This window comes from Aliiglaciecola aliphaticivorans, assembly GCF_054782055.1.
In genome coordinates, this window is record NZ_BAAGTF010000045.1 from 57741 (window position 1) to 78295 (window position 20555).

18 protein-coding genes are annotated in these 20555 nt (G+C 42.2%); 8 read left to right on the forward strand and 10 right to left on the reverse strand.

Annotated elements, in window-relative coordinates; translation table 11 throughout:
- The first annotated feature begins 40 nt into the window (after positions 1 to 40).
- From aceE to ACYVIL_RS18365, 5 genes are all read left to right on the forward strand, one after another.
- Positions 41 to 2713 carry a pyruvate dehydrogenase (acetyl-transferring), homodimeric type gene (gene aceE, locus ACYVIL_RS18345; protein ID WP_303475707.1) on the forward strand — a complete coding sequence of 891 codons (2673 nt, stop codon included), beginning with the start codon at positions 41 to 43 and terminating at the stop codon, positions 2711 to 2713.
- Positions 2714 to 2728: 15 nt separating this feature from the next.
- Positions 2729 to 4726, forward strand: a complete 1998-nt coding sequence (gene aceF, locus ACYVIL_RS18350) for a dihydrolipoyllysine-residue acetyltransferase (protein ID WP_303475706.1) — start codon at positions 2729 to 2731, stop codon at positions 4724 to 4726.
- A gap of 152 nt (positions 4727 to 4878) precedes the next feature.
- Positions 4879 to 6300 carry a dihydrolipoyl dehydrogenase gene (gene lpdA / locus ACYVIL_RS18355; RefSeq protein WP_303475705.1) on the forward strand — a complete coding sequence of 474 codons (1422 nt, stop codon included), beginning with the start codon at positions 4879 to 4881 and terminating at the stop codon, positions 6298 to 6300.
- A gap of 166 nt (positions 6301 to 6466) precedes the next feature.
- A complete protein-coding gene (locus ACYVIL_RS18360) occupies positions 6467 to 6877 on the forward strand; it encodes a GFA family protein (RefSeq protein WP_303475704.1) in 411 nt (136 codons plus the stop codon).
- Positions 6878 to 6991: 114 nt separating this feature from the next.
- Positions 6992 to 7234, forward strand: coding sequence for a DUF1289 domain-containing protein (locus ACYVIL_RS18365; protein ID WP_303475702.1), 243 nt, complete (start codon positions 6992 to 6994; stop codon positions 7232 to 7234).
- A gap of 33 nt (positions 7235 to 7267) precedes the next feature.
- Here ACYVIL_RS18365 and ACYVIL_RS18370 read toward each other — a convergent pair whose 3' ends face one another.
- The 3 genes from ACYVIL_RS18370 to ACYVIL_RS18380 are packed head-to-tail and all read right to left on the reverse strand — an operon-like array spanning position 7268 to position 10458.
- Entirely contained in the window at positions 7268 to 8167 is a 900-nt protein-coding gene (locus ACYVIL_RS18370; protein ID WP_460314021.1) for an alpha/beta fold hydrolase, read from the reverse strand.
- Between the two features lie 2 nt (positions 8168 to 8169).
- Positions 8170 to 8973, reverse strand: coding sequence for a hypothetical protein (locus tag ACYVIL_RS18375; RefSeq protein WP_303475698.1), 804 nt, complete (start codon positions 8971 to 8973; stop codon positions 8170 to 8172).
- 36 nt (positions 8974 to 9009) lie between these two features.
- Positions 9010 to 10458: a WS/DGAT/MGAT family O-acyltransferase gene (locus ACYVIL_RS18380; RefSeq protein WP_460314023.1), complete on the reverse strand. Its 1449-nt coding sequence runs from the start codon at positions 10456 to 10458 to the stop codon at positions 9010 to 9012.
- A gap of 208 nt (positions 10459 to 10666) precedes the next feature.
- On the opposite strand from ACYVIL_RS18380, the gene ACYVIL_RS18385 reads away from it, so the two are divergent.
- From ACYVIL_RS18385 to ACYVIL_RS18395, 3 genes are all read left to right on the forward strand, one after another.
- Complete coding sequence (locus tag ACYVIL_RS18385) at positions 10667 to 11497, forward strand: HDOD domain-containing protein (RefSeq protein WP_460314025.1); 831 nt, start codon at positions 10667 to 10669, stop codon at positions 11495 to 11497.
- 172 nt (positions 11498 to 11669) lie between these two features.
- Positions 11670 to 12473, forward strand: a complete 804-nt coding sequence (locus tag ACYVIL_RS18390) for a DUF481 domain-containing protein (protein WP_460314027.1) — start codon at positions 11670 to 11672, stop codon at positions 12471 to 12473.
- Positions 12474 to 12619: 146 nt separating this feature from the next.
- Positions 12620 to 13387 (forward strand): DUF481 domain-containing protein, encoded by a 768-nt coding sequence (locus ACYVIL_RS18395; protein WP_303475688.1) that lies wholly within the window; start codon positions 12620 to 12622, stop codon positions 13385 to 13387.
- A 63-nt stretch (positions 13388 to 13450) separates the two neighbouring features.
- Here ACYVIL_RS18395 and ACYVIL_RS18400 read toward each other — a convergent pair whose 3' ends face one another.
- The 7 genes from ACYVIL_RS18400 to ACYVIL_RS18430 form a co-directional block, all read right to left on the reverse strand.
- Positions 13451 to 14620: a hypothetical protein gene (locus ACYVIL_RS18400; RefSeq protein ID WP_460314060.1), complete on the reverse strand. Its 1170-nt coding sequence runs from the start codon at positions 14618 to 14620 to the stop codon at positions 13451 to 13453.
- 105 nt (positions 14621 to 14725) lie between these two features.
- Positions 14726 to 15376, reverse strand: a complete 651-nt coding sequence (locus ACYVIL_RS18405; RefSeq protein ID WP_460314029.1) for a methylamine utilization protein — start codon at positions 15374 to 15376, stop codon at positions 14726 to 14728.
- Positions 15377 to 15676: 300 nt separating this feature from the next.
- Complete coding sequence (gene serA / locus ACYVIL_RS18410) at positions 15677 to 16906, reverse strand: phosphoglycerate dehydrogenase (RefSeq protein ID WP_303475683.1); 1230 nt, start codon at positions 16904 to 16906, stop codon at positions 15677 to 15679.
- 122 nt (positions 16907 to 17028) lie between these two features.
- Positions 17029 to 17685, reverse strand: coding sequence for a ribose-5-phosphate isomerase RpiA (rpiA, locus tag ACYVIL_RS18415; protein WP_460314032.1), 657 nt, complete (start codon positions 17683 to 17685; stop codon positions 17029 to 17031).
- A gap of 120 nt (positions 17686 to 17805) precedes the next feature.
- Positions 17806 to 18390, reverse strand: coding sequence for a 5-formyltetrahydrofolate cyclo-ligase (locus ACYVIL_RS18420; protein WP_460314034.1), 585 nt, complete (start codon positions 18388 to 18390; stop codon positions 17806 to 17808).
- A 145-nt stretch (positions 18391 to 18535) separates the two neighbouring features.
- Positions 18536 to 19477 (reverse strand): nucleoside hydrolase, encoded by a 942-nt coding sequence (locus ACYVIL_RS18425; RefSeq protein ID WP_303475675.1) that lies wholly within the window; start codon positions 19475 to 19477, stop codon positions 18536 to 18538.
- A gap of 30 nt (positions 19478 to 19507) precedes the next feature.
- The gene (locus tag ACYVIL_RS18430) at positions 19508 to 20404 is read right to left on the reverse strand and encodes a ribokinase (RefSeq protein WP_303475673.1); all 897 of its coding nucleotides are present in this window, start codon (positions 20402 to 20404) and stop codon (positions 19508 to 19510) included.
- Positions 20405 to 20555 lie beyond the last annotated feature (151 nt).

The window sequence follows — 20555 nt, forward strand, 5'->3', positions numbered from 1 at the left end:
GTCAGTAAATTTATCTTTAAACTAACTAAAGGAAAGCACCATGGCTGATATGATGCATCCGGATGTGGATCCACAAGAAACCCAGGAATGGATAGAAGCCCTAGACGCAGTACTTGAAGAAGAGGGTGTAGAACGCGCCCACTACTTATTAGAAAGCTTGATAGAAAAGGCTCGCCGTAACGGTGCGTACTTACCCTATACAGCGACAACTGCCTATATAAACACCATTCCCGCAGGTCAAGAACCGACTATGCCCGGGGATCAAACGATTGAAGCTAAAATTCGTCAAGCAATCCGTTGGAATGCAATGATGATGGTTTTGCGCGGCTCTAAGAAAGATTTAGAGTTAGGTGGCCATATATCAAGTTTTGCATCCTCAGCTATGCTTTATGATGTGGGCTTTAACCACTTTTTCCGCGCACCTAACGACAAGGATGGCGGCGATTATTTATTTGTTCAGGGGCATGTTTCTCCCGGCATATATTCGCGAGCTTACATCGAAGGTCGTTTATCGGAAGAGCAGTTAGATGGATTCCGTCAGGAAGTGGATGGCAAGGGGATTTCTTCATACCCGCATCCTAAATTGATGCCAGATTTTTGGCAGTTTCCAACGGTATCTATGGGCTTAGGTCCAATGCAGGCTATCTACCTAGCCCGTTTCTTAAAATACCTTACCAATCGTGGACTAAAAGATTGTTCAGAACAGCGCGTATGGTGTTTCATGGGTGATGGTGAAGTGGATGAGCCAGAAAGTTTAGGTGCTATTGGTCTAGCTTCCCGTGAAGGTTTAGACAACTTAACATTCGTTATTAACTGTAATTTGCAACGTCTAGATGGACCTGTTCGTGGTAATGGAAAGATTATCCAAGAATTAGAAGGGACATTCCGCGGTGCGGGTTGGGAAGTCATCAAAGTGATTTGGGGTCGCTATTGGGATCCGCTTTTAGCGCGTGACACTTCTGGAAAGTTACTTGATGTAATGAATGAAACGGTAGATGGTGAATACCAAAACTACAAAGCTAAAGGAGGCGCTTACACCCGTGAGAACTTCTTTGGAAAATACCCAGAACTGAAAGAAATGGTTTCAAATATGTCAGATGACGATATCTGGCGTTTGAATCGTGGTGGGCACGATCCGGTTAAAGTTTATGCTGCTTATAAACGCGCTTCAGAAACCCAAGGTCGTCCGCAGGTAATTCTTGCCAAGACCGTTAAAGGTTATGGTTTAGGTTCTGCTGGTGAAGGTAAGAATATCGCCCATAACGTTAAGAAGATGGATATCGATGCGGTTCGCCAATATCGTGATCGCTTCAATATTCCGGTTGCTGATGAGGATCTTGAAAACTTACCTTATTACAAGTTTTCTGAAGATAGCCCAGAGTTAACTTATCTTAGACGACGCAGAGAAAAACTGTTTGGATATATGCCAACCCGTTTAGCTGACAGCACAGAAGATTTACCTGCGATACCGTTAAAGTCTTTCGAAGCTATCACTAAAGGCTCTGGAGAGCGTGAGATCTCCACAACCATGGCCTTTGTTCGCGTCTTGACTGTTATGCTCAAAGATAAACAGATTGGTAGTCGTATCGTACCTATTATTCCTGATGAAGCCCGTACTTTTGGTATGGAAGGTTTGTTCCGCCAAGTGGGTATTTATTCTAGTCAGGGACAAAAATATGTTCCTCAAGATGCTGACCAGGTGGCCTACTATCGTGAAGATAAAAAAGGTCAGGTGTTACAAGAAGGGATTAACGAACTCGGTGCTATGGCGTCGTGGTTAGCAGCAGGGACGTCATACTCGACCAATAATTTACCTATGATCCCAGTCTACATTTATTACTCTATGTTTGGTTTCCAACGTGTGGGTGATATGGCGTGGGCAGCCGGTGATAGTCAGGCAAGAGGATTCTTGGTAGGTGGAACCGCTGGCCGGACGACACTCAATGGTGAGGGCTTACAGCATCAAGATGGACATAGCCACGTGCAAGCGGCTCTGATTCCAAACTGTGTGACTTACGATCCGACTTATGGTTACGAAGTGGCCGTTGTGGTACAAGACGGTTTACGTCGAATGGGTGAAAATCATGAGAATGTTTTCTACTACTTAACGGTAATGAACGAAAACTATGCCCAGCCAGAAATGCCTAAAGGGGCAGAAGAAGGCATCATTAAAGGGATATATTCTCTAGAAAAAGTAGGCACAGCGAAGAGTAAGAAGAAAGTTAAATTACTTGGTTCTGGTACTATTTTGTTGCAAGTGCGTGAAGCTGCGCAATTGTTGAAAGATAAGTTTTCTGTAGCTTCTGAAGTATATAGTGTGCCTTCATTTAATGAATTGGCCCGTGATGGTTTAGATTGTGAACATTACAATATGCTTAATCCAGACAAAAAAGCTAAAGTACCTTATATCACCAGCGTACTTGAAGAAGGATTCGAAGGTCCTACTATTGCCGCTACTGATTACGTTAAAAACTACGCAGATCAAGTTCGTGCATTTGTTCCAGGTCAATATAAAGTGCTAGGTACAGACGGGTTTGGACGTTCTGATAGTCGTCCTAACTTGCGTCACCATTTCGAAGTTGATGCTAAGTTTATCGCCTTAGCTGCGCTAACGGAGTTAAGCAAAGCCGGTGATATCGATAAGAAAGTTGTACTAGAGGCTATCAAAGAGTTTGGTATTGATGGCGACAAACTTAATCCGCTTTACGCGTAATTGGGAGGACTCAAAATGTCAGATTTAAAAGATGTATTGGTCCCCGATGTGGGCGGTGAAGAAGTAGAAGTTATCGAAATTTGTGTCTCGGTTGGCGAAGAGGTTGAAGCTGAATCTTCCCTAATAACGGTAGAAAGTGATAAGTCCAGTATGGATATTCCTGCGCCGTTTGCAGGCTCAGTTGCCGATATTTTGGTAAAGGTTGGCGATAAAGTCAGTCAAGATACTTTGATAATGAAACTTGCTGCTGAAGGTGCTTCGTCAGAAGCACCAGCGTCTGATGCAACGCCAGAAAAAGCACCAGAATCAACGCCTCAAACGTCCCAAGCTGCAGCGAGTTCAAGCAGTGAAGTGATTGAAGTTAAAGTGCCTGATATTGGCGGTGATACCGATGTGGACGTTATTGAAGTACTGGTTGCTGAAGGCGATGAAATTGAAGCTGAAACCGGTTTAATTACGTTGGAAACTGATAAGGCCACAATGGACGTACCATCACCTGCAGCGGGTGTGGTTAAGTCCTTAAAAATTAAAGTGGGCGACAAAGTTTCTGAAGGAACCTTAGTACTTGAGTTAGCAACGCAAGGTGCATCAGACTCAAGCGCTGAAGCCGCGCCTGCAGCGTCAGAACCTGCATCCGCGCCAGCTCAAGAAGCAACTGTTTCAGAAGAGCCTGCAACAGAAGAGGCAGATTCCGGTGAAGAAACGACGTCTGTGATTGATGTTAACGTCCCAGATATTGGTGGCGACACTGATGTCGATGTGATTGAAGTACTAGTTGCAGCTGGTGATGAGATTGAAGCTGAAGCCGGACTGGTTACGTTGGAAACAGATAAGGCTACGATGGACGTGCCGTCACCCAAAAGTGGTACGGTAAAAAGTGTTGAACTCAAGGTCGGTGATAAAGTGTCTGAAGGTAGTTTGGTTATTACCCTTGAAGTCACTGAAAAATCAGCGCCTAAGGCTGCGGCCCCTGCTCCTGCACAAAAAGCTGCGGCACCTGCTGCCCCAGCTCAAGCAGCGCCTGCAAGTGCTCGCAAACCTCCAGTTCCTCATCATCCTTCTGCGGCGGATAAAAAGTCCAGTGGTAAAGTGCATGCTTCACCCTCGGTACGACGCCTAGCAAGAGAGTTTGGTGTCGATTTAACTCAGGTAACTGGTAGCGGTCCTAAGAAACGTATTTTAAAAGAAGATGTTCAATCTTTTGTTAAATATGAATTATCACGTCCTAAGATGACGCCAGGTTCATCGGTAGGAAGCGGTTCAGGTGGTTTGCAAGTACTCGCTCCACCTAAAGTGGATTTTGCTAAGTTTGGTGAAGTGGAAGAAGTTCCTCTTACGCGAATTCAGAAAATTTCTGGACCGAATCTGCATCGCAATTGGGTAACGATTCCACATGTTACTCAGTTTGAAGAAGCGGATATTACTGAGTTAGAAAAATTCCGTAAAGAACAAAATGTCATCGCCGAAAAACGTAAACTCGGGGTTAAAATAACACCGCTAGTGTTTATGATGAAAGCGGTAGCTGATGCGTTAAAGGCCTATCCAGTATTTAATACATCATTATCTGAGTCTGGTGAATCTTTGATCCAGAAAAAGTACTACCATATTGGTATTGCGGTTGAGACGCCAGGAGGACTTGTTGTTCCTGTTGTGCGTGATGTAGATAAAAAAGGTATTGTCGAAATATCTCGTGAGCTTACTGAAATTAGTATTAAAGCCAGAGAAGGCAAACTGAAAGGCCCAGACATGCAGGGTAGTTGTTTTACTATCTCTAGCTTAGGTGGCATTGGCGGTACGGCATTTACGCCTATCGTAAATGCTCCTGATGTGGCTATTTTGGGTGTCTCAAAGAGTGAGATGAAACCTAAATGGAATGGTAAAGATTTTGAACCAAGACTTATGTTACCACTATCATTGTCATACGATCACCGTGTGATCGATGGTGCTGTGGCTGCACGCTTTGCGGTGCACCTAAGCAATGTGTTAGCAGATCTTCGTCAAATTCTACTTTAGCTAGCAATATAGGTGCGCTTATATATAAATAATGTAAAAGCGCACTTTTTTGATATTTTTCGTGATTAGTCGTGCTTTCCTTTGCTAACATACTGTTGCGAAGGTAGTATTTTACAGGTCTGTCAGAATAGAATTCGAAATTTGAGGTCATAATGAGCGAAATTAAAACTCAACTGGTTGTGCTAGGTGCAGGACCTGGTGGTTATTCCGCAGCTTTTAGAGCTGCCGATTTAGGTATTGAAACAGTCATCATTGACTCCCGTGAAACCTTAGGCGGAGTATGTCTTAATGTAGGCTGTATCCCTTCTAAAGCGTTACTTCACGTTGCCAAAGTTATTGATGATGCAAAAGAAATGGCATCCCATGGTGTAGTCTTTGGTGAGCCGAAAATTGATTTAGATAAAGTACGCAGCTGGAAAGACAGTGTAGTAGGGCAACTTACTAAAGGTTTATCAGGTATGTCGAAAATGCGCAAAGTTAAATTTGTGCAAGGTTACGGTAAGTTCACCGGTTCTAATACCCTTGAAGTAGAAGGTAAAGACGGTAAAACCACCATCACTTTTGATAACGCGATTATTGCTGCGGGTTCTGAGCCAGTTTCTCTTCCTTTCATTCCAAATGATGATGATCGTGTAATCGACTCTACCGGTGCATTGGAAATGAAAGACATTCCAGAAAAAATGCTCGTTTTGGGCGGCGGTATTATTGGTTTGGAAATGGGGACCGTTTATCGTTCTCTAGGTTCGCAAATTGATGTGGTTGAATTTTTAGACCAGTTGATCCCAGCTGCGGATAAAGACGTTATCAAAATCTATCAAAAATACGTTAAAAACAAATTTAACGTGATGTTAGAAACCAAAGTGACTGCAGTTGAAGCTAAAAAAGACGGCTTGTATGTTACCTTTGAAGGTAAACAAGCACCAGCGGAACCAGTCAAATACGACAAAGTTCTTGTTGCCGTTGGACGTCGTCCAAACGGTAGTTTAGTTGCTGCCGATAAAGCGGGTGTAAAAGTAGATGAACGCGGTTTCATTAACGTTGATAAGCAAATGCGCACTAACGTTAGCCACATTTATGCAATTGGTGACCTTGTTGGTCAACCTATGCTTGCTCACAAAGCGGTACATGAAGGTCATGTTGCTGCAGAAGTGATTGCTGGTAAGAAGCATTACTTTGACCCTAAATGTATTCCTTCGGTTGCTTACACTGACCCAGAAGTCGCTTGGGTAGGATTAACTGAAAAAGAAGCGAAAGAGCAAGGCGTAAGTTACGAAACGGCTACTTTCCCTTGGGCTGCTTCTGGTAGAGCTATCGCTTCAGGTCGTACTGAAGGTATGACTAAGATGATATTCGAAAAAGATTCTAATCGTGTTATCGGTGGTGCAATTATCGGTATCAACGCAGGTGAAATGTTAGGTGAGATTGGTCTAGCCATTGAAATGGGCGCTGATGCTGAAGATGTTGCTTTGACAATTCATGCTCACCCAACGTTGAATGAGTCAATCGGTTTAGCCTCTGAAATCTTCGAAGGAAGTATTACTGACTTGCCGAATCCTAAAGCAAAGAAAAAGTAATGCTTTAACGGATATTAAGAATGCCAGTCTGTGTTAAGCATACTGGCATTTTTTTATGTCTGATGTATTTTAGAAGGAGCGGTTTATCTTAGGAATAGGTCTGTAAATTAGACCCTCAATAAGCTAGATTCATTTTTAAAATCAAACCTATTTAAAAGGAAATACGATGTCTCAGGAAATCAAAGGTAGCTGTCTATGTGGAACAGTAACCTGTGAGGTTCACGGCCCATTTAAACGCTTTTATCAGTGTCACTGTGATCGCTGTCAAAAGAAAACAGGCTCAGCTTTCGCCTCACTCATTTTTACCGATCCTGATAATGTTCAATGGCACAGCGGTAAAGACAACATAAAACGTTTTGATTTGCCAAATGCAGTGCGCTTTAGCAATGTGTTTTGTACCGAATGTGGGTCTCAGGTGCCTTATTTAACCCGTGATGGCAGTCTGTTGTGCATACCCGCAGGATTTTTAGATGGGGTTCCTGATATCACTCCCCAAGCCAATATATTTTGGGAAGAGAAATTTGCTTGGTACGACGAAGGACAAGCAGCACCTAAATTCGCACAATATCCAGAGTAGCCATAGGCTCATTTAATCTCAGATCATTTCGATTCTAATCGGTATTTCACCTACTACTGCATAAAGGTGTAAACTATAGGAAATGATCTGAATTTATCTAAATAAGCCAATATTGTGGATCAACTCGAGTTTTTTGACATTCCTAGCCCCTGTATTGGTGTTTGCCAATCGGGAAAAAGTGGCTATTGTTCAGGATGTTTTCGAAGTAGAGACGAAAGGCTTTATTGGAATCAAGCTACTCCTTACGCAAAACGTGTCATTGTCAAAGCTTGCCAAAGGCGTAAAGCCATCGCGAAACGTAAAAAACAAGCCAATCTTAACACCACAACACCGCAACAAGGGGATCTTTTTGATTAACCATCCTTGGGGGGCGACTCAGGCTGCATTTGACTAATCCGCTAACTTCACAATACTGTCAATAATTTGCTCCCACGCTTCCTCTGGCAAGGTGTGTCCCATTCCTTTGATAATCAACAGTTCGCAGTTATTTATCGCTGCAGCGGTTGCGATTCCACACTCTACAGGGACTAACGGATCATTATCACCATGAATGACAAGGCTAGGTAAGCTAATTTTGTGCAAAGCTTGAGTGCGATCGGGTGAGGCTAGTATTGCGCAGGTTTGTCGCCATACTCCGTCTGGATTGAACGAGCGCTCTCTGGCGTGTTGTAATAGTGCTGCAATTTTAGCTTGGTCAAACTGGTAATGTTTACCGTGGAGCATTTTCCACAGTCTTACTGAATACCTCAGATAGGCTTTGGGCTCTTTAGGAGGCGGTTGCAGAATGCTGAACATGACCGACTTTTTCGGTTTTGGCAGCCTGCGGTTGCCCGTAGTCGACATAATCGAGGTAAGACTGGCAACTCGATTTGGATAGTCAATTGCAATACATTGGGCAATCATCCCGCCCATGGATACCCCAACTAAATGGCAACGCTCAACCTTTAGATGATCTAATAATGCTACCGCGTCGCCAGCCATAGTATGCAAATTATAAGGGACGTGAAGTTTCTTACCGAACAACTGATTCGCCGCCACTGAAAAAAGAGTCGGCTTTTTTTGATTTTGCAAAATGGTACTTCTACCAATATCGCGATTGTCGAAGCGAATTACCCAATACCCTTGGTCCACTAGTTTTTGACAAAAACGCGGATCCCAATGGATCATTTGAGTGGCTAGCCCCATAATCAACAACAAGGGTCTATCGTTAGGGTTGCCAAAGGTTTGGTAACACAAGGTAATTCCATTTACGTCTGCGAATCGTTCTTCGCTGCTAATTACTTCCCTCAAATTTATGCCCTATCAGGATTTGGAAACAGTACTTTATGAAAAACGTTTTGTCTAAAAGGCTGCCAGTGCCCTTCTTTTTGCGCTAAGCGGTTTGCGACTATCCATAGCACACGGGAATTATGACCTAACCCCATGTGGCTACCTTTGACTTCAATATTTTCTGAAAGCGCGTGCAGATGTTCGTTGGCGTTCATACAAGATTGCCAATGAGCCACTCCATCACTGCGGGAGAAAATAGCAGTACTGGGAACCTCCGGTGGAGGAATAATTCGTTTAGCTGCATCAGGTTCTCGCTGGCTTAGATCACCATTAATTAATTCAAACATTTTAGCTGCAACCGGCGCAGAGCCTTGGGGACCATTAAATGGACTACCCAGTGAAATCACTTGGCGTACACAGTCGGGTATCGCTCGCGCAATTTCCCTCGCGAGAATGCCGCCTAAACTCCAGCCTACAAGGCTAACTTTTGCATCATATTTGACATGTAATTCTATGACTTTATTCAACAATTGGTCACTGACGATATGTCGTCCACCAACAATATGGGTCCCCAGGTTTCTGCCTAACCCCCAACCATGGGGTTTATAACCTTTCATTTTAAGGAAAGTGCGTAAAGGTTTGGTGGAAATATCTGAGGCTAAAAAACCGGGTAATACCATCACTGGATGTTTATCACCGCGGGGGGCCTGTAACAACAGTGGCATCATCAAACTGGTTGTTCCGAATTCGAATAGCGCACGTCCTTCGGTGAGCATATGTCGTTTTTTAGGACGGTTGTTAGCTATTGTGGCTAATTCGTTGTTCATATAAATTCCCTACTTCTTTGGTATTTAGCGCGCCCATTACTTTTCATTTAATAAAGCGTTAAACGCAGCCATTTTCGCTTGCTTTTTATGCACGGCAGCTTCCAATTCATTTGCGGAATCTAATATGCATTTGGTTAAAACATCGATGTCAGGCATCAAGTTCGCGGAACTAGTTGGACTGATAGTAATAGTTCCATCGTAACTTAACACCGGCATAATTAACCCCATACCATCAAATATAGGGGCTGTGCCCATATTGGTAATGAGTTTATGTCCACCCAAATAAAGTGGAACATTTGGCCCAGGAACATTTGTAATGACCAAATTAAAAAACGGTTTGTGCCATTTAGCTAAAGCTGCTCGAGTATAAAACCGCGACGCCACGCCCGCTAAACCAAAAGGAATTAAGTCGGCGTAACCCATTAAACTTTTTGCGTCTATGGCATCTTGGTACAACTTGCCAACCAAGGTGTTTATATGGATTTTTTCCAATCGTTTAATTGGGTCTTCTAGGTTAGTTGCCAATTGTATATACATGGCAGAGACCTGGTTTCCCATGGCGTTCTTTTCTTGTTTCGAGCGTGTTGAAACCGGTACCATGGCTACCAATGGTTGTTCAGGTAACGCATCTTTGGCCAACAAATATTTTCGTAAAGCCCCTCCACAAATAGTCAAAATGACATCATTTAGGGTCGCCCCATCGACTGCTTTCCGTATGGCTTTTACCCGGTCAATTTCAAGTAAAGCTGAATTCCACTTTCGCTCTTGCTCAACAATGCCATTAAAAGGCGTTTTGGGCGCTCGAAAGGGAAGGGTTGGCGCTTCTATACCGTGCACACGGGACAGATAGCTGGCCTTCAGTGTTGCTTTCCCCGTATTCCACAACAAACCTGGTAACTTTCCAGGAATACTGACTAAATTATACGCACTGCGGGCAACAAGGTTCATTGGACCGGGAATTTTTTCTTGCGGTTTTGGCTTTATCGCGGGAATCGGCCTTGGTTTGGGGGTGATATCCCACATCATAGCCATAAGGTCAGCGCCGGATTTACCGTCAAACCCACAATGATGCACTTTAGTAATCAGGGCAACTGATCCTTTTGGTACTTGAGATACCTTGTCTAAACCTTCAACAAAAACAAACTCCCACAGTGGCCTGCTTCTATCCAGACAGGTTGAAAAATGTTGGGAGGCCGCATATCGAAGTTCTTTCCATGAGCCTGGCGCAGGCAGTTTTGTGCGCTTTATGTGTAAACTCAAATCAAACTCAGGGTCTTCCACCCAGTATGGTCTATTGAGGCTTAAGGGAACGGTGACTAATTTCTCGGTGAGCTTAGATACAAGGTGAACGCGCTTTTCAATAAACTCGTAAAACTCTTCGAATTTCATCGAGCCTTCTATTATGCAAACCCCACCTATATGCATAGGCACTTTTTCAGTTTCTAAAAATAAAAAAGCAGCATCTAACCCTGAGAGTTCTTCCATTCTGAGTCCCGCGTTAACAAAATGTTATGAAATATACCGTACGCCTTACAGCATAAATATCAACCTTTTTGTCAATTCAGATGCGGAGGCTGGCAGTTTTGCTAAATTAACTATACCTTTGATTATGGAGAATAAAAAAAAACAAAATTTCAACTCACAGTGGCTATAATGGTGTCTATCAGCAATCACAGATCACTCAGAAGTATTTATGCAAGCAATTGACTACGCCAAAAATGCAAGCGCTTCATTCGCGTTGCCGGAGATATGCCTTCGTATTCGTGAAATGTTAGACGATCATCAATCCGACGTTGACGATATTGGTAACCTTATTAGTTTAGACCCTTCACTTGCATCCAAGCTTCTCAAATTGGCCAATAGTCCCCTGTTTCGATTTCGATCACAGGTCGATAATATTGGTAAAGCGGTAAGTATTTTAGGGGGGGAAGCACTGTATAATTTAGTGATGGCTGAAACAGCAAAAGACGCCTTCGATTCACTAAGCAGTGAAAATATGGATCTTAAGCGTTTCTGGAGACAGAGTTTATACACCGGATTGCTGGCAAAGCATATGGCGAAATTAGCTAGAATTAGGGGCTCTGAACGTTTCTTTTTATTAGGTTTATTACATAATTTAGCGGAATTGGTTGTGACAAAACAAAGCCCTGAGTTGGCTGCTAAATGTATTCCAACAGACCATCAAATTCTGCCATTTGAATTGCAAAAAGATATTCTTGGTTTTACTTATCCCCAATGCAGCTCAACGATTTTACAACTCTGGCAATTGCCTACCCAAATATCAATGACCATTATGCATATTGCCGATCAAGATTATGCCATGGGAAACAAAGAAGTGGCGATTATGCATGTGGCCTCAATCGTCGGCTATTTGCTGGCAACCCAGTTTCCTGGTAAACCTGAGGAGGTTGTGAATTCAGCTATTTTTGCAAGTGTTGATTTAGACCCTGAGATTCTTGTAGACGCGATTACCTTTAGCAATCAAGAAATAAATCAGATGATGTCTATATTCAGTCCAAATTGAATTGGACTCTTCAATTAGTGTCTTTAAATGCAGACACGCAAACTTTTCCAATAAATTAGTGGTATCGAGGAACTATTTGATTGATTTTTAGTCTATTTTGGTGCTGCATATTGTTACATTATTATATACAATGTCGCAAAAATAGAACTAAATTTAATTTACGCTGGTTTATATGAAGCTAATTTGCGCCACTTTATTCCTTTTCATAAGCTTTTCTAGCAGTGCACGTACAGATGTAATACGGGCGCTTTTCCTTGCTGATGCCCCATTTCACGGTGATGCAACTGCTGAGCATCAAGATTCTTTTGAAATGAATGGTGAGCTTGGGGTTATTTATGCCAGTGGGAATACGACGGGTACAACTGTTACCGGTAAGTTAAATGCTAAACAGGATCTACTGAAGTGGCATCATAGGTATGTAGCCAAAGTGCTGTACAAACAAAATGAGCAAGTCATTGATTCCAATAGTCAACTGGTGACTAGTGCTCAAAATGTGTTTGTTTCAATGCAATCCGATTATAAACTCAGAAACCCCAGTAACCGTCTTTTTATCTATGGTGAATATGAAGACGATCGTTTTAATTCCTATCAATACCAAGCTGCCTTGGCTGTAGGCTACACCGAACAGTTATGGTCAGATGAAGAGAGTGAATTTACCTACAGTGTCGGCCCCGGTTATGCAAAATCCATTGCTAAAGAAAATACTGATGTGTTGGATCAAACTGGTGTTATAATCCGCGCGGCAATGGAGTACGAGAAAAAATTTAATGATAAGGCTACGTTTAGGCAATATTTGAGCACTGAAACCGACGAAGAGTTTTCTCGGTCTTTTTCAGAAACGTCTTTAGCGGCAAAGATAAACGGATCTTTGGCTATGAAGTTGTCGTTTAATATGACCCATAACCGTTCACCTCAAGAGTTGGATGAGCCATTAGATACTCAAACTTCAGTCACATTGGTATATCAGTTTTTTTAAATTGATTGACTAAAAAATAATCATAAATCAGCAACTTGGTACACTTTGTGTTTACTACATTGGTGGTTTGAAATGTTTCAAACAATATTCAGTAAAACAATAATAATATCAGCTGTTTTAATTCTAATTAAAATCAGGAAAGTCGAATGAAAAAATCAGTTTTATGTTCAGTTATATTTTGCGCAATGTCAGCAAATGTTAGCGCAGAAGAAACTAAACCTTTTACCATGGATGGCGAGTTTGGCTTAATCGTCACCTCTGGTAATACTGAAACTACTTCTGTTAAAGGTAAATTATCTGCTCACCAAGAGTTGGAAAAGTGGAGCAACGACTTCATTATTGAAGGGTTATACAAAAAAGACCAAGTAACCGTTGATGACGAAACTGTTGAGCAAACTACCGCTCAAAGTTGGTTCGCATCTGGTCAGGCTAACTATAAACTAGAAAACCCAGATCATCGCTTATTTGGATTCGCTTCATACGAAGATAACCGTTTTAGTAGTTATGATTATCAATCTACAATCGCAGCGGGTTGGAACCAAAAGTTGTGGGCGGATGAAACTTCGTCATTTGAATACAGTATCGGTCCTGGTTATTCATATAATAAAACTGCAGACACTTATGATGACGCTGGAATTCTTGTGCCAGGTGAAACGGAGAAAGGGCTAATTGTCCGTGGTGCGTTAGATTACCAATGGAAAATCTCTGATACAGCAACCTTTAAACAATTGCTATCAACAGAAATCGGTGAAGACAACACAAAATCTAAATCTGTGACTTCATTGTCGGCTGCGATCAATGGTTCTCTATCTATGAAATTTAGTGTGACCTTGGATCATAACTCTGGTGCAGCAGATGACACTGATAAACTGGATACGCAAACTGCGGTTACTCTGGTTTATACATTCTTCTAAACCATACTTAGTTGTCCAAAGCCGGCTCATTACGCCGGCTTTTTCATGTTTAACTAAAACTTGCTACCAACGAAACTGCGCGACCAATAATGTCTGTTGTTGGTTGGCATCTACCGGCAGATCTAACTGTGCTCTATTTTGTGCTGAGTTTTTATTGAAGTGTTGTTCTAAGCCCAATTGCCAGTTGTCATTAAGGTCATAACGCCAGGCCAACGTGAGTCCATAGCCATCACTATTATTCATGTCTGTGGGAAAAATATCATCTTCGGATACGATAAATCGGTCGTAACGCACGCTTATCCGGTGTTGCGATACCTGATGGCTGAGCATCAGATACCAGGCATCAAAATCCACATAAACATATTTTAACCCCATCACCGTGCTGCCACTCATCAATTGGCTTATTAAACGCGTATTGTTATTTAATTTGTGCTGAAAAGATAAAGAATGGAATTTAGTGCGCCAACCATAAAGTCGTTGGCTATTTACCGCTAATGGATCTGCCTGATTGTCATAGTAATAATAACGAAGGCTTGTTTGATTGAAATAACGGAAGTGTAAGCCGGTATAAAACCCCCAACGTTGATCAAGTTCATGAAAAGGTTCTACGTAGTCAGGATGCCATATAAAGTCTGTATCAATCACAGTGGGGTAGGCGGCAAAATTCACTCTGTCGTTGTTGAGAGACTGTCGGTCATGCATAGCAAACCCACGCCAACTTATAATGGTACCTAGGGGATCATTGCCCTTAAAAGTTGCTGCAACTACTTCCCATGACCAAGGACTTCTTCTGGCTCTGCCCGGGCTATAAATTGAAAACTCCATGCCAAGTGTGCGCATTTCTTCCCCCACCCAACTATTAATCGCTGATTGGGTGTAGGTGTAGGGGGATAGCCAACCATCATCGACATTTTCCAGGGAAAGTCGTGGATAAAAGAATCCCCCTCTGGCTTTGAATTTGATCTTATTTGGACTTAACGGTTTGTATTGCATAGACAACTGCGAAAATCCCAGTTGCTGCTCGCCGTCGGGATAATAATGCGCCACTGCGTTTAAGCTCACACTTGATGTTACGTCGATGTTTGTATGCAGCAGAGCTTGCTGTATTCCTGCTACATTATCATCTTGACGAAGGATCCCTGTTCCGTGATTCTGATAAGATTGCCAATCGTCGGTATTAGCTACGTACACTTGCACAATGCCGCCAACCTGATTTGCTGCGGCAGGGGGCATGACGTTCACAGCCAACAGCAAAGCAAGTACAAATGAGATAATTACGATTCTATTTTTAAAACTATGGTTAACTATCAAGAGTAAAGTTCCAAGTTGCTAGAAGCACTAATAATCGGTTAATTTATCTGCTGCTTGCTCATAAAAGCTGAGATCTTGTAGAAGCTTTTGTTTTAACCTAAAACTCACATTGGTTGGCGCGTTAATGCTTACTTCTTGGGTCAAGCCTTCTAAGTCGTCTTGAATTCTCGGATGCCAAACTTTAACCCGGTAATTGCCTGACGGAACGTCAATGGTCACTTTGCCATTTTGGTCTGTTTTAGCAAAATAAGGCGTGTCTACTACCCAAATATAAGCAAGCATCCAGTCATGTACATTACAGCCTAGTTCTACTTCCCCTTGATTTTCAAATAATAACGGCTCAGCGTCTGAACCTTTATACAGCTTCAACTCAAACTGTTTAGCAGGAGAAAAGGAATAGACATGATGTTTGATGGAGTCAGAGTTTGGAAATACGACCTTATTACCCTTTTGCACCGCTAAGATATGTGGCATAAATTGGCGATCAACTTGATCCATAACAGCCACTTGCTTTTTACTTTCAGCAATTTCAACTTCACCATCGGGTTCTAAGTAAACCACCGTTTGAAAAACAGGTGTATCCTGATTGCTGATAACATCAAAGGTAACCGGAATTGCTTGGGCGTTGATACAAACAAATGCTGAACCTAACCAAAATATCTTTTTAATAAACTTCATTCTCAATTTCCAAAAGCACTAAAAGCATATGCAGTAGAACGACTTTTTAACGAATTAATTTCCTAATAATATACCCTTAAATGACGCTAGTTACATTTTAATTAACAGCTGGATCTCTCAATAGAGGTATAACACCGCGAAATACATTTCGCGCTAGTTTATTAGTAAATTTAATGAAATATGGATCAATGGGGAATGAGTTTCGTAAGAGGGGGGTGTAAAGTTGCGTTTGGGCCAAGAGACTGCAATTACTCTTGACCCAAACTCGCCCTCATAGTGGTATGAGGCAGCGTTATTTCCTTAGTGTAAAATACGGGTTTTAATGGTGCCGTCAATTTGCGTCAGTTGTTCGAATGCTTCTTTTGCATCATCCGTTTCAACATCAATCACCACATAACCAATATTTTCGTTAGTTTGCAGATATTGTGCAGCAATATTGATGTTATGAGCTGCAAACGCTTGGTTAATTTGTGTTAACACCCCAGGCGCATTAACGTGAATATGCAACAAACGAGAGCGATCTATATGCTCTGGTAAGGATACCTCAGGGAAGTTAACCGCTGAAAGTGTCGAGCCATTATCACTGTATTTAACCAACTTGCCCGCAACCTCAAAGCCAATATTTTGTTGTGCTTCTTGGGTGCTTCCGCCAACATGAGGAGTGAGAATTACATTGTCAAACTGTCTTAACGGCGAAATAAATTCTTCGTCATTTGATTTAGGTTCGACCGGGAATACGTCAATCGCAGCCCCATTTAGCTTGCCAGATTCCATAGCTTGAGTAAGTGCATCAATGTCAATTACGGTTCCTCTGGCGGCATTCATTAGAATAGCGCCATCTTTCATCATCGCTAACTCTTTTTTACCTATCATATTCTGAGTTTGCGCTGTTTCTGGTACATGCAAGGAAACCACATCTGATGTACTGAGTAGCTCTTCAAGGGTTTTAACTTGAGTTGAATTACCTAACACTAGTTTATCTTCAATATCAAAGAATTGGACGCGCATACCTAAATGCTCAGCCAAGATACTGAGTTGTGTACCAATGTGACCGTAACCAATAATCCCTAACGTTTTTCCGCGCGCTTCGTAGGAGCCTACGGCACTTTTCTCCCATACACCACGGTGGGCTTTAGCATTCTTACTTGGCACACCACGAAGTAATAAAATTATTTGACCAAGAGCCAATTCTGCAACCGAACGTGTATTGGAGAAGGGGGCATTGAATACCGGTATTCCACGTTTTTGCGTCGCTTTAAGGTCTACTTGGTTAGTGCCAATACAAAAACAGCCAACTGCGACCAGTTTTTTCGCTGCATCTATAACATTAGCGGTTAATTGTGTACGCGAACGAATACCAATAAAGTGAACATCAGCGATCTTTTCAATCAACTTTTCTTCCGATAAAGACGTCTTGATATATTCAATATTGGTATAGCCATTGGCTTCAAGGGTTTCCACTGAACTTTGGTGTAGACCCTCTAGCAACAATATCTTAATTTTTTCTTTGGGCAGTGATACTTTGCTCATTAATGTTCCCGTACATAATTAGTGAAAGACATCAGATTTGAGAGACATCTGGACGTCTATTTGAAAGTGGAAAAATACCAGAACTTTTTCAAATAAGAAAGAGCCTGTTATATTAATTTCATCTAATCAATCTCAATTACCTCGCTGTCTGTGGCAACTAAAACTGTATCTGCTGCGCGCATGGCAAACAGACCATTGGTGACCACACCAGCAATTTGATTAATTTGTTTTTCCAATTCTACTGGGTTAAGAATTTTGAGGTTGTGTACATCGAGAATGACATTACCGTTATCGGTAATTACACCTTGACGGTATTCCGGATCGCCACCTAGTTTGACTAATTCTCGAGCTACATAGGAACGCGCCATGGGAATGACTTCAACGGGTAGAGGGAAGCCTCCTAAAACCGGTACTTGTTTACTATCGTCAATGATACAAACGAATTTGTTGGCCACAGCAGCGACAATTTTTTCTCTGGTTAGTGCGGCACCACCACCTTTGATCATATGTTTATGTTTGGTGATTTCATCAGCCCCATCAACATAAATATCAAATTTATCTACTGAATTAAGGTCGAATACTTCGATGCCCATGGCTTTTAATTTTGCCGTTGAATCATCTGAACTGGACACCGCGCCTTTAATTTTATTCTTCACGCTCTCCAGCGCACTGATAAAATAGTGAACAGTTGAACCTGTGCCCACACCAATAATACTGTCGTCAGTTACAAATTTGACCGCAGCTTCGCCGGCGGCTCGTTTTTTTTCATCTTGCGTCATGGGTGATCCTTTCAATGGACAATGTTAAACACATTCTTTAAATTCGCGCAGAGTATAACGCACTTAGTTCCCGCGCGGCTAGCAACACTGTTGCAAAGGAAAGCTTGAGTTAGGTGATAATTAGATGGAAATAACTCGACTGGGGGTGACTATTTTATGCACTGGAATATCCCAACTTTCAGTGGTGAGGTTAGGTGCTTGCTGACAATCGTGAGCGTAACCGTAGAGTTGTGGTTTTAATGGGGAGCAGAGAATCTGCGCCAAGGTTCTATCATAAAACCCGCCACCCATGCCTAATCTATTGCCAGACTCATCAAAAGCGACTAAGGGCAAAAATATGCAATGGAGTTGAGGCAATGTCTCTGTCTTTGACAGTGACAAAACAGGCTCTGGAATGTTAAACCGATTGGTTTGCATTTGGGTATTGGCGTGGTATTCCACAAAAACTAAAAAATTTTCACGCTGAGGATCTAAAACCGGTAAATAGGTTTTTTTGCCCTGCTGCCAGCACCAATTAATGATATCCCGACAAGATAACTCACCGTCTTGACTAAGGTAAAGGGCAATATGCTCGGCGTCTTCTAGTAATTTGTTGTTAAGCACCGTTTGCAAAGCCTGACGACTGGCTTGGGTTTGTTGTTGTGGGGTTAAGTTACGACGCGCTTGTCGATACTTTTTGCGCAACTGAGTTTTACTTTCTAACAATGTGGCAACACCTTTGAGCAACACAGGTTAACCAAGATCATTCACCATAAATGTAGCTTTGATTTTAAACATTATCGAAGATGGTAATACTGATCACCATCTTCGACAACTTTATGGTTACACCATTGAGATTAAAACCTACAGATTAGTAGGAGTAAGTGTCAACGTATAGTTTGCGAAGCCGCTCATGGTCAACTTTGGTTGCAGCATCAATTTGCTGTGCTTCCAACCATAGTGGACTTGCCGTACTGCCTTCTGGCGCGACCGTGGTTTGTCCTCGGTTTAATGGATCCGTTGAAACTCTTGCATGGCCACGAGTAAACTCAAACAAACTAGGGTCGACTAAATAAGCAAGGGGCATTGCATCGTGGAAGAAACAAACACGGTCGTCTCTATCTTGGGAGTAAAAATCCACATAAAACTGCGAAGATTTTTTAACAAACCCCCCGAATTTCGGATTTTTTGCTTCAAGTTCATCGAGAAAATCTAAGGTGAAAGGAACGTCATTGGTAACGTCTAAACCGAACATTTTCAGATCCCAGGACGCAGCAAATACAATTTCTGCTGCATGGGCGTCATTCCATATATTCGCTTCAGCTACAGGTGTCACGTTCCCTTTCACGAAGGCAGCACCACCCATAATGACCACGCCTTTTACTAAATCAGGTAATTCCGGTTCCAAGCGCAATGCTAAGGCTAGGTTTCCTAAGGGGCCAATGGCAACCAAGGTAATTTCACCAGGGTGTTTGCGGGCCATGTCTACAATGTATTGAGCTGAACTACGGGGGTCGAGTTCGCGTTTTGAAGGCGGGAAATCGATGTTACCAAAACCATCTTCACCATGCACAAAATGCGCGTATCCTGACTCAGGCCCCACCCAAGGCATACCAACGCCTTTAGTGACGGGAATATCTTGACCCGCCAGTTCACACAAGGTGAGGGCGTTTTGAGCCGACATAGTAACAGGAACGTTACCGAAAACCGTGGTCAAACCTAATACTTCGATATCAGGAGATTGGAAGGCAAAAAATATTGCCATTGCGTCATCAATACCTGGATCGGTATCGAGAATTATTTTATGAGCCATATAATCGTTCTCTTTAATGATAAATTGTGGTTAAGCTTGATGTTGACTGAGGAAAAGATCGACCTCTTCAATACTTGGAATAGATTGGGCAGCGCCATTACGAGTAACTGCTATAGCTGACGCAGCACATGCCCGAACTAAAGCTTCTTTGGGCTTGTTACGGCGGCTGTAAGCTGCTAAAAAATAACCAATAAAGGTATCGCCAGCCGCTGTAGTATCGACTGTTTCAACCGAAAATGCCGGAACATCAATGGTTTCTTCAGCTAATACGAAACGCACACCTTGCTTGCCTAAGGTGATTAGTACTTCCGCATGAGACCAGTGATTGCGAAAGTACGCTTCTATTTGGTCAATGTCGTTTATGCCTGCTATTTCAGCCGCTTCCACTTCATTAACAATTAACAGATCAATACAATCACTAGGTAATTGTTTTACTGACTCTGTCATTGGCGCTGGGTTAAAAGCAACCTTTAAGCCTAACTTTTTTGCTTCTTGAAATACGACGTCTATAGAACTGGTTTCATTTTGAGTGAGTACCCAAGCTGATTCATCGGCATCATCTAATGCTCTGAGTACGTCTTTATTGTCTATTTCTAAATTTGCGCCGCCAAACAGCACAATGGCGTTTTCACCGGAAGAGGCCACTTGAATGATGGCATGACCTGTAGGGGAGTCTGTACATTGAACATATTTACAATCAACCCCAGCTTTAATCATTGCTTGTTTAAAGTGGGCGTCATGTTCGTTAATTTTACCCACATGTTGAACATCGGAACCCGCTTTAGCTAAAGCGATTGACTGGTTAGCTCCTTTGCCTCCCAATAATTGTTGATAATCTGTGGAGGACAAAGTTTCACCGGGTTGAACAAAATGCTCGACCTGATAAACATGATCAATATTGATTGACCCAAAATTAATAACAGCCATATAAATTCCAATTTAACACGAAGAAATAACTAAGAAGTGAGTTTGTACCACAAGTTTGCGCTAAAAAGAACAGTTTAACTTGACCATTTGGTCAACTTTTTCATAGAACGTCATGTTTTTTAATCTTTCGCATAGTTTGATGTCATTTATA